This window comes from Dyadobacter bucti (assembly GCF_005869225.1).
In the GTDB taxonomy this organism is placed as follows: Bacteria; Bacteroidota; Bacteroidia; order Cytophagales; family Spirosomataceae; genus Dyadobacter; species Dyadobacter bucti.
This window is the reverse complement of the sequence record NZ_SWFP01000010.1, coordinates 127217-140645: the sequence shown is the minus strand read 5'-3', so window position 1 is coordinate 140645 and position 13429 is coordinate 127217. Positions and strand designations below refer to the sequence as shown.

General features: G+C 46.1%; 12 protein-coding genes. 11 read left to right on the top strand and 1 reads right to left on the bottom strand.

The genetic code is table 11. From position 1 onward, the window contains the following. Positions 1-5: 5 nt before the first annotated feature. The 10 genes from FBF61_RS27965 (at position 6) to cobA (ending at position 12024) form a co-directional block, all read left to right on the top strand. The gene (locus FBF61_RS27965; protein WP_138483692.1) at positions 6-2285 is read left to right on the top strand and encodes an FAD-dependent oxidoreductase; all 2280 of its coding nucleotides are present in this window, start codon (positions 6-8) and stop codon (positions 2283-2285) included. Positions 2286-2462: 177 nt separating this feature from the next. Continuing rightward, entirely contained in the window at positions 2463-3635 is a 1173-nt protein-coding gene (locus tag FBF61_RS27960; protein ID WP_138483690.1) for a TSUP family transporter, read from the top strand. A 129-nt stretch (positions 3636-3764) separates the two neighbouring features. Next, positions 3765-4952, top strand: coding sequence for a trans-sulfuration enzyme family protein (locus FBF61_RS27955; protein ID WP_138483688.1), 1188 nt, complete (start codon positions 3765-3767; stop codon positions 4950-4952). An 11-nt stretch (positions 4953-4963) separates the two neighbouring features. Beyond that, positions 4964-5191: a UPF0175 family protein gene (locus FBF61_RS27950; RefSeq protein WP_138483686.1), complete on the top strand. Its 228-nt coding sequence runs from the start codon at positions 4964-4966 to the stop codon at positions 5189-5191. Continuing rightward, positions 5184-5648, top strand: a complete 465-nt coding sequence (locus FBF61_RS27945; RefSeq protein ID WP_138483684.1) for a PIN domain-containing protein — start codon at positions 5184-5186, stop codon at positions 5646-5648. Before FBF61_RS27950 ends, FBF61_RS27945 begins: the two co-directional genes overlap by 8 nt. Continuing rightward, the gene (locus FBF61_RS27940; protein ID WP_138483682.1) at positions 5645-6349 is read left to right on the top strand and encodes a phosphoadenylyl-sulfate reductase; all 705 of its coding nucleotides are present in this window, start codon (positions 5645-5647) and stop codon (positions 6347-6349) included. The genes FBF61_RS27945 and FBF61_RS27940 overlap by 4 nt, the downstream gene beginning before the upstream one ends. Positions 6350-6474: 125 nt before the next feature. Continuing rightward, positions 6475-7428, top strand: a complete 954-nt coding sequence (cysD, locus tag FBF61_RS27935) for a sulfate adenylyltransferase subunit CysD (protein ID WP_229215256.1) — start codon at positions 6475-6477, stop codon at positions 7426-7428. A gap of 91 nt (positions 7429-7519) precedes the next feature. Beyond that, the gene (locus tag FBF61_RS27930) at positions 7520-8764 is read left to right on the top strand and encodes a sulfate adenylyltransferase subunit 1 (protein WP_138483680.1); all 1245 of its coding nucleotides are present in this window, start codon (positions 7520-7522) and stop codon (positions 8762-8764) included. A gap of 90 nt (positions 8765-8854) precedes the next feature. Continuing rightward, on the top strand, positions 8855-11083 hold the full coding sequence (locus tag FBF61_RS27925; protein ID WP_138483678.1) for a ferredoxin-like domain-containing protein: 2229 nt from the start codon (positions 8855-8857) through the stop codon (positions 11081-11083). Between the two features lie 170 nt (positions 11084-11253). Beyond that, positions 11254-12024 (top strand): uroporphyrinogen-III C-methyltransferase, encoded by a 771-nt coding sequence (gene cobA / locus FBF61_RS27920; protein WP_138483675.1) that lies wholly within the window; start codon positions 11254-11256, stop codon positions 12022-12024. On the opposite strand, the gene FBF61_RS27915 is transcribed toward cobA, so the two are convergent. Then, entirely contained in the window at positions 12021-12362 is a 342-nt protein-coding gene (locus tag FBF61_RS27915) for a hypothetical protein (RefSeq protein WP_138483672.1), read from the bottom strand. The genes cobA and FBF61_RS27915 overlap by 4 nt on opposite strands. A gap of 103 nt (positions 12363-12465) precedes the next feature. Here FBF61_RS27915 and FBF61_RS27910 point away from each other — a divergent pair, with 103 nt between their 5' ends. After that, a complete protein-coding gene (locus FBF61_RS27910; RefSeq protein WP_229215255.1) occupies positions 12466-13380 on the top strand; it encodes a lysophospholipid acyltransferase family protein in 915 nt (304 codons plus the stop codon). Positions 13381-13429 lie beyond the last annotated feature (49 nt).

The window sequence follows — 13429 nt, the reverse complement described above, 5'->3', positions numbered from 1 at the left end:
GACAAATGATAAAAGAAGAATCAACATACAAGAGAGAACCAAAAGCCATTTCGTACAGCACAGACCTGGTGATTGTGGGTGGAGGATTAACGGGAACATGCGCGGCCATCACTGCCGCACGGGCCGGACTTAAAGTCGTTTTGTTACAGGACCGGCCAGTACTGGGCGGAAACTGTTCCAGCGAAGTGAGGCTTTGGATCCTGGGTGCCACGTCGCACATGGGAAACAACAACCGGTGGGCACGCGAGGGAGGTGTAATCGATGAAATAATGCTTGAAAACCTATACCGTAACCCCGACGGCAACCCCCTCATCTTTGATACTGTGATGCTGGAAAAGGTGGTGGAGGAAAAAAACATCACGCTTTTACTCAACACAGCGGTATTCGATCTGGATAAAAAAGATGGTGATGATGCCATCAAGGCTGTTCACGCATTCTGCAGCCAGAACAGTACCCGGTATACAGTTACGGCTCCTTTGTTCTGCGACTCGTCGGGAGATGGAATCCTGGGTTTTTTGTCCGGAGCGGCCTTTCGGATGGGCGCGGAATCGGCAGATGAGTTTGGTGAAAAATTTGCTCCCGACAAGGCTTATGGTGAGCTATTGGGTCATTCTATGTATTTCTATTCCAAAGATATAGGCAGACCGGTAAAATTCACGCCACCTTCTTTTGCATTAAAAGATATCACCGAAATTCCCCGGTACAAAACATTTAATCCCAAAGACTTCGGCTGCCGGTTATGGTGGCTGGAGTACGGAGGCCGCCTCGACACTGTGCATGATACCGAAAAAATAAAGTGGGAATTATGGAAAGTGGTTTACGGGGCCTGGAACTACATTAAAAACTCCGGCGAATTCCCCGAGGCTGAAAATATGACCCTGGAATGGGTTGGGACAATTCCGGGAAAGAGAGAGAGCAGGCGTTTTGAGGGAGACTATATGCTCAGACAGCAGGACGTTGTGGAACAAAAAACATTCGCTGATACGGTAGCATTCGGAGGATGGAGCCTTGACCTCCACCCTGCCGACGGTGTGTACAGTGACCAGTCGGGTTGCAACCAGTGGCATAGCAAAGGTGTATACAGCATTCCATACCGTTGTTATTACAGCAAAAATATCAATAACCTTTTCATTGCCGGCCGGATCATCAGTGCCACGCACGTAGCTTTTGCCTCAACGCGTGTAATGGCGACGAGCGCGGCGGGCGGACAAGCTGTAGCTATCGCTGCGGCAATTTGTAAAAAATACAATTGCAGCCCGCGGGAAGCCGGAGAACTGCATCTCGAAGAATTGCAGCAGGAACTCTGGCGTTCAGGCCAGTATTTACCACAAACTGTTGTGTCCGATACAGAAGATCTTGTTCAAAAAGCAATATCAGTTACGGCATCTTCCACTTTGCAACTCAGCGAACTTGCGGGTGGCGCTCATTGGGCGGTGATCAAACATTCCGCGGCACAAATGCTGCCAGTTTCCGGGAAAATTCCATCAGTAACCTTCTGGACAGAGGCGCTGGAAGACACTACTTTGCAGGTGGAGCTTAGGAAAAGCAGTAAAGCTTTCAACCATACACCTGATATTACCCTTGAAACAAAAAGCATGAAATTGACCAAAGGCAAACAAGAAATCAAAATCGACTGGGAGGCAACTTTTGAGGAAGATTGTTATGCTTTTGTTTGTTTTATGAAAAATGAAAAGGTTAAACTACAGTACAGTGACACAAGGATCACCGGACTTGTATCTGTTTTTAATGCAACCAATCCTGCAGTTTCCAATTATGGGAAACAGGAACCGGACGAAGATATAGGCGTTGATACTTTTGAATTCTGGTGCCCGCAGCGCAGGCCGGAAGGCAGGAATATAGCCATGAAATTAGGCACTCCGCTCTCGGCTTTTGAAACAGGTAATTTAACCAATGGTCACCATCGTCCCATATCTCGCCCCAATGCCTGGGTGGCGGATTTCACGGATAGAGAACCCATGTTAACAATCAGCTGGGACGAGCCAAAAGCTATTTCCAGGATCGATTTCGTGTTTGACGCGGACTATGATAACCCCATGGAAAATGTAATATACGTTCATCCCGAAACCGTTATGCCTTTTTGTGCCAGCAACGTAAAAGTTCTGAACTGCAACAATGAGATCGTCGGTACAATTTCGGATAACCACCAAAGCCGGGGTGCCATTCACTTTGAAAAACCCATCAATACGCAACATCTCAAAATCGTCCTTTCCGGTAACAGTGAACACGTGCCTGTCTCATTGCTGGAAGTAAGATGCTACGCCTGAAATAATCTAAATTATAATCATTTTTAATAACGAGGCAGAGGCTTCCAAAAGGGGGACTCTGCTTTTTTGCTCTTTGATAATTAACAATTAGATTCTATTTTTGTAGCCTGAATAGCAAACAGTTGTTTGCTATTTTGTTGCGATATTACTCTATAATAATAGTATACTACATAGACTTTGAAGGAAGCGGCGGACTCAATACCCTCATCTGAAACCAAGGAATCCACGGACTGGAAATCTATCCACGTAGCATATATTGCAAGTGGTGACCCGGAAGAAGACCGGCGCCTGGCGGCACTCGCACGTGAAAAAGGACAGGTCGTATTCTTAAAAGATCTGCCGGAAGAATCGGACGTTCTTTTTAGCAGTATTTATTCGATACCCGGAACACAGAGCCAGGATCCGCACCCTCATAAAAGCCCGAAAGTCCCGCTCACGTGGGAAACACTCCAGCAGAAAATATGGGCAGCTACGGTCCGCAAACGATCACGAACAGAAATCGCCGTTAACATTTTCTCCGCCATCTCGTTGATGATCGTGGGGCACCTGATATTTACCTACTTTACTTATGACCGGCTGTCCGTTCTCTGGGAGGAACTCGAACTGAATAAAAGTTTCTTCTATTACGTTCTCGGGGGGTTTGTAGCGCAAATGATCGACGGCGCGCTGGGCATGGCTTATGGCGTGACTGCGGCCACTTTCTTACTCACTTTAGGCGTCCCTCCGTCTGCGGTAAGTGCCAGTGTACATACTTCTGAAATTTTCACAAGTGGTGTTTCCGGTTACATGCATTTAAAATTCGGGAATGTTAATAGTAAATTATTCAAAAAGATCCTCTTCCCCGGCGTTTTAGGGGCAATCACGGGTGCATATCTCTTGTCATCACTCGAAAAATACATTTACATTATCAAGCCCCTGGTAGCAGTTTATACCCTGATACTGGGAATTCTTATCATTCAAAAAGCGTTGAAGAAACGTATTGAAAAGCGGCCAATCAAAAAAATCGGGTGGCTTGCTATGGCAGGGGGAACGCTGGATTCCATAGGCGGCGGCGGTTGGGGCCCTATCGTTACATCGACACTGATTGCAAGAGGGCGTCACCCTAAATACACGATCGGCTCGGTGAACCTGGCGGAGTTTTTTGTTTCGCTGGCCAGCTCGGTAACGTTTATCACTATCATCGGATTTTCGCACTGGCAGGTGGTATTGGGACTGATTCTGGGAGGAATGGTAGCTGCGCCGATCGCAGCCACACTTTCGAGACGACTGCCGATCAAAACAATGATGATCATGGTAGGAACCGTAGTGATCATTGTAAGTATGAGGATAATATATATGGTTCTTTTTTAGGTTTTCGGCTGTCAGCTATCGGCAGTCGGCTTAAACGAGATGAGATAAAGATTTTCAATAATTAATTGATTAATAAAAATAAGCTGATAGCTGACGGCCGATAGCCGATAGCCAGAACAAACAGTCCGCATGAAAAAGCAAACCAAAGCGATCCGTACCCAAACCAAGAAGACGCATTTCCGAGAGCATTCCACTCCGTTGTTTCTGACGAGCAGCTTCACTTTTGAAAGTGCAGAACAAGGAAAAGCCCTTTTCGAGGAAACTGAAGAAGGTAACATTTACAGCCGTTTTTCTAACCCTACCGTTCAGGAATTTGTAGACAAAGTTTGTCTGCTGGAAGACTGTGAAGATGGTGTTGCCACTGCAACGGGTATGGCGGCGGTGTTTGCGAGTATGGCAGCTTTGTTGAAAAGCGGCGATCATATTGTGGCGTGCCGGGCGTTGTTCGGTTCTGCGCATCAGGTGATCACGCAGATTTTGAGCAAATGGGGTATTACTTACACTTACCTGGATGCAGATGCTTCTGAGTCCGACTGGGAAGCAGCGGTACAGCCTAATACCAGAATGGTCTATCTTGAAACACCATCAAACCCTGGCCTTGACCTTGTGGACCTGGCTATGATCGGCCGTATTTGCAAAAAGCATAATCTGATATTCAACGTAGATAACTGTTTTGCCTCTCCTGCTTTACAAAACCCGGTTGAGTTTGGCGCCGACCTTATCGTACATTCCGCAACCAAATATATGGACGGACAAGGCCGTGTGCTGGGTGGAATTGTGGTAGGTAAAAAAGAATATATCAAAGAGTTGCGGTTTTTCTGTCGTCAGACCGGGCCGTCAATGTCGCCGTTTAATGCATGGGTATTGAGCAAAAGCCTTGAGACTCTGCATTTGAGAATGGAAAAACATGCTTCGAATGCTTTAAAACTGGCTACTGCGCTGGAAAAACATTCTGATGTGAAGAAAGTGAAGTATCCTTTCCTGGAATCTCACCCACAATATAACCTCGCCAAACGGCAAATGAGTGCCGGAGGTGCCATTGTCACGATTGAGCTGGAAGGCGGTTTTGAGCGTGTAGCAGGATTTATGGATGCCCTGGAAATTGCGTCTCTATCATCAAATCTTGGTGATACCCGGACGATCGTTACCAATCCTTACACCACCACGCATGCCAAATTAAAACCCGACGAAAAACTGGCTTTGGGCATAACCGAAGGCCTGATCCGTATTTCAGTTGGTCTGGAAGACGTGGAAGACCTCATCGAAGATTTCACAAATGCCGTAGAGGTGTCGGTTAAAAGTGATATATTGGAGTAAAATAAGCCATCATGAGAACGCTGACTATCACATTACCCGAATCTGTCGAGTCAGAAGAATTTGAATTAAAAATGATTCTGGCAGGACAGCTATATGAACGCGGTCGGGTAACACTCGGTCAGGCTGCGGGAATTGTTGGTATCAGCAAACGTACTTTCATAGAAATTATGGGGCGTTTTGGGTTTTCACTTTTTGGAGATTCCGCGGTAGACTTGGAAAGTGATATTCGGAATGCTTGAAAGTCTTGTGATTGCGGATACAAGCTGTTTGATTCTTTTGTCAAAAGTGGACGAGCTGGACATTTTAAGAGCAAACTACCGAAGAATACTAATTACTCCGGAAATAGCAGAAGAATTCAACCAGGATATTCCGGACTGGATTGAGGTTGTAGAAACAAAGGATAAACAATTGCAACGCCTATTGGAAGATTCTCTCGATTTGGGCGAATCAACCGCATTGACACTTTCTTTTGAAACCGAAAATTCTACGGTAATTCTCGATGATCTGAAAGCAAGAAAGATTGCTGTTAAATTAGGTTTAAAAGTGACCGGGACAATTGGAGTAGTTATTAAAGCTAAACTCAATGGAACAATCCCTTCGGCCAAAACTATATTAGATAAAATTTCAAACACTGACTTTCGTATCAATTCGCAGTTAATTGATGAGGCCGTCAGACAAGCAGGCGAATTACCATGAACACTACAATGTTACCTTCTTTAAGCGCTGCCGTCGAGGGCAAAAGTGAAACGGAGTCACTGGCTATTTTGGCTGACCTGTTTCCGGGAGAAGTCGTATTCTCTACCAGTCTGGGTTATGAAGACCAGGTAATTACCGATTTCATTTTAAAGAACAATCTGAACATTACAATTTTCACATTGGATACCGGCCGGTTGTTCAGCGAAACATATATGACGCTGCAAAAAACCAATAACCGCTACGATACCAAGGTAAAAGTATATTATCCTCAAACTGAGGCGGTGGAGCAGTTGGTGAGTACCAAAGGCCCTCTGAGCTTCTACGACTCGGTTGAAAACAGAAAGGAATGCTGCTTTATCCGCAAAGTGGAACCACTGAACCGTGCGCTGAAAGGTGCGAAAATATGGGTAACGGGTATACGGGCAGAACAGTCGGGCAACCGTCATGATATGGAAAGGCTGGAATGGGACGAGGCGCATCAGCTTTTCAAATTCCACCCGATACTAAGCTGGTCGTTTGACGAAGTAAAGCATTATGTAAAATCAAATGGTATCCCTTACAACCCTTTGCACGACAGAGGATTTGTCAGTATCGGATGCGCACCATGTACCCGGGCCATTCAGGAAGGTGAAGATTTCCGCGCCGGAAGATGGTGGTGGGAAGACGAAACAAAAAAAGAGTGTGGGTTGCACGCGAAGTAGGTTATTGGCGGTCGGCACTCAGCTGTCGGCTTTCGATATTTTTACAATGAACCTAAAACGCCGATGGCCGAAAGCCGACAGCCAATTTAATCGAATAATTGTGGTAAGATCAAATAAAAGTAAGTATGTCAATTTCAGTTAAAGAAGTGTCGGATATCAGCGAAGCAGACGCGAGACGGAAGTCGCCCGATTATCTGGATCAGTTGGAGGCCGAGGCGATTTATGTCATGCGCGAGGTGGCGGGTCAGTTCGAGCGCCCCGCATTGTTGTTTTCAGGAGGGAAAGATTCGATTACACTTGTCCGTCTGGCCCAAAAAGCATTTGCTCCCGGGAAAATTCCATTTCCGCTGGTACATGTTGATACCGGACACAATTTTATTGAAGCCATCCATTACCGTGACGAGCTGGCCGCAGCCACAGGCTCCAAGCTGATCGTTCGTTACGTAGAAGATACGATCAAGGCAAAAGGCCTGAAAGAACAAACCGGTAAAAACGCGAGCCGCAACTGGTTGCAGACTTTTACTTTGCTCGATACCATTGAAGAATTTGAATTCGACGCATGTATAGGCGGTGCACGCCGTGACGAAGAAAAAGCACGCGCAAAAGAAAGGATTTTCTCTTTCCGCGATGAATTCGGCCAGTGGGACCCGAAACGTCAGCGTCCCGAACTCTGGAACCTTTTCAACGGACGCATTCACAAAGGTGAAAATGTGCGTGTATTCCCGATTTCCAACTGGACTGAGCTGGATGTATGGGCTTATCTGAAAAGAGAGAAAATAGCCCTTCCTTCCATTTATTTCGCGCACGAACGTGAGCTGATCCTGAGAGACGGCCATTTACTGGCGAACACGCCCGTAATCGAAAAAGACGAAAACGACCAGATCGTAACACGCCAGGTACGTTTCCGGACTGTGGGCGATATGACCTGTACAGCAGCTGTTGAATCAAGCGCAGCCACCCTGGACGAGGTGATTGCCGAAATCACGGTTTCAAGGATCAGCGAACGCGGAGAAACCCGTATCGACGACCAGCAGACTGAAGCAGCTATGGAAGATCGGAAAAAGGGAGGATATTTTTAAGAGGGAGAAAAGGGAGTAAGGACGAAAGGGAAGAATGGGAGAAAAGCAAACATTCACTCATTCAGTCATTCAATCATTCAAAATTAAACAGGTGGATTTACTAAGATTTATAACAGCAGGATCGGTTGATGATGGGAAAAGTACCCTGATCGGTCGCTTGCTTTACGATACAAAGAATATATTGGCTGACCAGATGGAAGCCATCGAACGTGCCAGTAAAAGCCGAAATGTGGGAGAAATTGATCTCGCATTGCTTACGGACGGCCTTCGCTCGGAACGCGAACAGGGAATTACCATTGACGTAGCATATAAATATTTTCAGACGCCGAGCCGCAAGTTTATCAGTATTGACGCTCCCGGACATATCCAGTACACCAGAAACATGGTCACCGGTGCATCCAATGCAGATCTTGCGATTATTCTCGTAGATGCCCGTCATGGCGTGGTGGAACAAACCCGCCGGCATTCGTTGATCGCTTCTATGCTGGGAATACCGCATGTCATTGTGGCAATCAATAAAATGGATCTGGTAGGAAATTCAGAGGATGCATTTCTTGAAATAGCAAAATCATATCAGGAACTGGCCGCCAAGCTTTCCATTAAAGACCTTACCATTATTCCTGTAAGTGCACTGAACGGGGATAACATTGTTGACAGGTCTGCCAACATGCCTTGGTACACAGGCGAAACGCTGCTTTCTGTATTGGAAACGGTCAATGTATTGAAAGACCAGAATACAGAAGATGGCCGCTTCTCAGTGCAGTATGTGATCCGTCCTCAGACAGAAGAATTACATGATTACCGGGGCTATGCAGGCCGGGTTCAGAGCGGGACTTTCAAAAAAGGCGATCTGATCAAAGTTTTGCCTTCTGAACAGGAATCTAAAATTGCTAAAATCGAATTTGGAGGAAACGAAATTGAAGAGGCGTCTGTTTTAGAATCTGTAACCATCTTGCTGGAAGACGATATTGACATCAGCCGCGGAGATATCATTGTTTCTCTGAATAACTCTCCGATCGTGAGCCAGGATATTGAAGCATTGGTTTGCTGGATGGACGACAAGAAAACATTGAAGCCAGGCAACAAATACGTCCTGCAACACGGAACAGCGAGATCGAGGTGTTCGATACGGGATATAGAATACCAGATTGACATCAATTCCTACGAAAAATTGGACGAGGTTGAAAGCCTGAAGCTAAATGACGTAGCGAGAATCGTTTTAAGAACAGCGCAGCCCGTTGCTTACGATCCTTATCAGAAGAACCGGTCCAATGGCGCGGCTATCCTGATCGACGAAACGTCGAATGTCACGGTAGGTGCCTGCATGATCGAATAACACTAAAAAACCTGTCCGCCCGAGCGGAGCTGAAGGCAGGTACGCCAATACTTTCATTCCGCTTGTTGTGACAGCAAATAATACATCACCATGAGTAATTTAGTAATTTCAGAAAAAGTATCTTCAGTCGCGAAACGTGATATCATTGATTTAAACAACAAAATCAATGCATTTAACTCAGGTGAAACCCCTGAGGAGGCTTTCCGTAAGTTTCGTCTGACACGCGGCGTATATGGTCAGCGCCAGCCGGGCGTGCAAATGATCCGTATCAAGCTGCCTTATGGTCGCATCACTGCCGACCAGCTGGTCAGGATCGCTGATACTTCCGACAAATTTGCGACGGGTAACCTGCATGCCACCACGCGTCAGGATATACAATTACACTTTGTAAAACTTTCGGACTCGCCTCAGTTATGGGCCGACCTGGAAGATGCAGGAATTACGCTCAAAGAAGCTTGTGGTAATACAATCCGTAACGTTACCGCTTCGTCAGTGGCAGGTATCGATCCGGACGAACCTTTTGATGTAACACCGATCACCCATTCCATATTTACTTATTTCCTCCGGAATCCTATTAACCAGGATATGGGACGGAAATTCAAAATAGCTGTTTCTTCTTCCGAAAAGGATTCTGCCCTGGCATTTATCCATGACGTAGGTTTGATCGCGAAAATGGGTGTGAATGAAGCAGGAGAAACTGTTAAAGGTTTCAAGGTGCTGATAGGCGGCGGATTAGGAGCACAGCCTTTTTCAGCCCAAACTGCTTTCGAATTCCTGGAAGAAAAAGATGTTATTCCATTTATCGAAGCGTTGCTTCGCGTGTTCGACCGTTACGGAGAACGCGTGCGTCGTCACAAGGCGCGTATGAAATTCCTTTTGAATGACCTTGGTCTGGAAGGAATGATGGAAAAAGTGGCCGAAGAGCGTACCGCAGTTAAGAACAAAGTATTCACGATTCCTGAGGATTTGTTCGGTACAAACGAAATCGAGTCTATCAACCACGCGCCGCGGCCATCATTATCCGAGGCCGAAATTCTGAAAATCGCTGCTGAAAGTATTGAAGCATCCAAACTGGATACTTTTACCAAATGGCTGAGGACCAATACTTTTGAACAAAAACAGAAAGGTTGGTATGCTGTACAGCTAAGGGTTTTATTGGGAGATATGAGCTCCGATACCGCCCGCAGCCTGGCTGATATTGTCCGTCAATATGCCGCTGACGATATCCGTGTGACGGTGAACCAAGGGTATATATTACGTTTTATAAAAGGCGAAGATCTTGTAGCGATCTACCATGAACTGGCGAAACTCGGACTTGTAAATCCTGGCTTCGATAGCACGATGGACATTACTACTTGCCCTGGAACAGATACCTGTAACCTGGCGATTTCGAGCAGCTACGGAATTACCCGCGTACTTGAAGATGTAATGCGTGACGAATTCCCTGAAATGATCTACAATCAGGATATCAAGATCAAGATCAGTGGCTGTATGAACGGTTGCGGACAGCATAATGCTTCCAATATCGGTTTTCACGGAAGTTCGATCAAAAATGGTAAGCTGGTGCTTCCTGCTTTGCAGGTACTGCTTGGTGGTGGTTTTTCCGGGGATGGAGTCGGTCTGATCGGCGACAAGGTCATCAAAGTTCCGACCAAACGCGGACCTGAGGTGTTGCGCACGTTGTTCAACGATTTTGAAACCAACGCATACGACGGTGAATACTATAATCAGTACTACCAGCGTCAGACCAAAAATTACTTCTTTCAGCTCTTGAAACCAATTGCAGATCTGTCGACTCTTCAGGATGACGATTACCGCGACTGGGACCATGATGAATTGTTTAAAACCGAGATCGGTGTAGGTGAATGTGCCAGCGTACTTGTTGACCTTGTTGCTACAACTATTACCGAAGGACAGGAAAAACTGAATCTGGCAAAAGAAAACTTTGAATCCGGAGTTTGGGCAGATGCCATCTACCATGCTTACAATGTATTGATTACGGGAGCCAAAGGTCTGTTGATGACAAGAGATGTCACTACCAATACGCAGTACGGCATCGTTAATGATTTTGAGACGAATTTCGGTCAGGAGTTCAAATATGAAACCCCTTCTGAATTCCTTCTTGCGGACAAAGAAGAAACACCTTTCCGCTCTCTCGCTTTCAGTATCAACAAATTCGAGCCTACGGAAGCTTTTGCGACCTATTTCGTAAACACTGCCGAGCAGTTTCTCGATTTTGTACGCAATACACGCGAGGCACAGTTAATGGAAACTGGAGAACCTGTTTTGCAGGAGCTTTCATTCGGAAAAGATAGCTAAAAGGCTGTCGGTTATTAGCTTTTGGCAGTCGTTTTTTAAGGATACTTGCGAAGCCGATGACCAATTGCCAGAATATAAACTTCGGCTTTCAGCAATCAGCTATGGCTTTAACGCCGATAGCTGACGGCCGAAAGCCGAAGTAAGCATTCGCTTCTCCCTGATAAAAAATTATGAAACTTACTCTCATAGGTGCCGGACCGGGCGACCCCGATCTTATCACCTTGAAGGGGATCAAGGCATTACAAAAAGCAAAAGTTGTACTGTACGATTCCCTCGCCCACCCGGATCTTCTGGAATATTGCCCTGCTGATTGTATCAAAATCCTCGTTGGGAAACGGTTTGGGAAAACCAGTTGCGGACAGGACGATATCAACAATCTGATCGTAGATTACGCGCAACAGTATGGTGAGGTAGTTCGTCTGAAAGGCGGGGATTCTTTTATTTTCGGACGTGGGTATGAGGAAATCCTCTTCGCAGCAGAATATGGCATCGAATCGGAAGTAATCCCAGGCATTTCCAGCAGCTATGCGGTGCCGGCGCTCGCTGGTATCCCGCTCACATCAAGAGGTGTAAGTGAAAGTTTCTGGGTGATCACCGGCACTACAAAAGCACATGAGCTCTCCAAAGACATGTACCTTGCAGCCCAGTCTACGGCTACGGTTGTGGTACTCATGGGCTTGCACAAGCTGGAAGAAATCGTTGCCATGTACACGGGTTTGAATAAAGTGGATGAATCCATTTCAATCATTCAAAACGGAACGATGGCTGACCAGAAACTGGTCACGGGCAAAATCAGCAATATCATACCTCTCGCGAAATTAAGTGAAATAGCTTCCCCGGCGATCATTGTGATCGGAAAGGTCGCAGCGCTCCCCGATTTATCTTACGAGCATGTCCGGAAAATGATGGAAAATGGTAAAGCAGCCAATGTAGCTGATTAAAGCAAACTCAGGAGCCAATTGAAGTCGATCAGCTTCCCCTGCCCTCTGAACTCCAGAAAATAGATAATTCCAGCCAGCACGAGATAGCTGACAAACAGCCACTTCTTTTTCATCTCGTACTGTTCGTGGTGATGCACGTAATCGTATACCATTGAGGCAGTAAACCCGAAGATCATCAGGACAAAAGACAGCAGGCCACACTCCTGGCGGTAGTGTAAGTAAGGCCGTAAGGCTGGTGCCCCAAGCACCAGATATAAAAGCCACATGCCAAATCCCAACCTGTACAAATACATGCTCAGGCGGCGATCATTCTTGATGTCAAACAGCTCTTCTAACACAATATTTTTGGCAATTGTTTGAAATAGTGAATTTAACAAATCCCGAAAAGAAATGCTAACATTAAGTATGTATATAATATATACTTAATATATACGTATTTTTATGAAATTTGTTTTCATGAACCCCACGCTGTCGCGGATTCTCTTTTCATCCCTCAATCTAGTTTCCAGGCTTTCATGGAAAAATGCGTTCAGGCTTTCCGATATTTTATGCTGGATGCTCTTCCGCGTTGGCGGATACCGCAAAAAAGTGATCTGGCAAAACCTCAGAAACAGCTTCCCCGAAAAAACGGATGAAGAGCTCAGATGTATCGCCAGCGATTTCTACACGCACTTTACCGATCTGATCGTTGAAACAATCAAATTCCGTACAGCCAGCCCGGAATGTGTAAAGGAGCGGCTTCAGGGAGATATCAGTATGATGGACAATCTCTACTGCAGCAACACCAATATTATCTACCTGATGGGGCATCGGGGTAATTGGGAACTTGCCAATCTTTTTTCTTCACTTTGTTTTACACACGAATGCATTGTGGTATACCGCCCGCTGCAGAACCAGGCTTCCGACCAGTGGTTTCTCGATTTGCGCACCAGGTTCGGGGCAATTCTGGTCCCTATGGACGGTATTTTCCGCGAGCTCCAGAAACCGCGTAACAAGCCCTATGTAGTCGTCCTCGCAAACGACCAGTCGCCCAACCCCAAAACTGCTTTCTGGACCAACTTTCTGCACCAGGACACCGGTGTGTTCAGGGGGGTGGAAACCATCGCCCGCCGGTACAACCTCACGGTGCTTTATGCCGATTTCAGCAAAGTGGCTGACAAAAGAGGGTATTATCACGTGGACATTTCCACAATTACCATGACACCTAAGGAAGAGAGAAATAACGAGATCCTGGAAAGACAGATCCGGATTCTCGAAAAAAATATTAACCACCAGCCACATAACTGGCTATGGAGCCACCGGCGCTGGAAACACAAACGACCGGAAATTCTCAAACCGGAGCAAAAACTCGCCTGAGTCCCGTTTCTTCCCTCCACGACTGATCATCTGAAAGTGCTATTTTCAG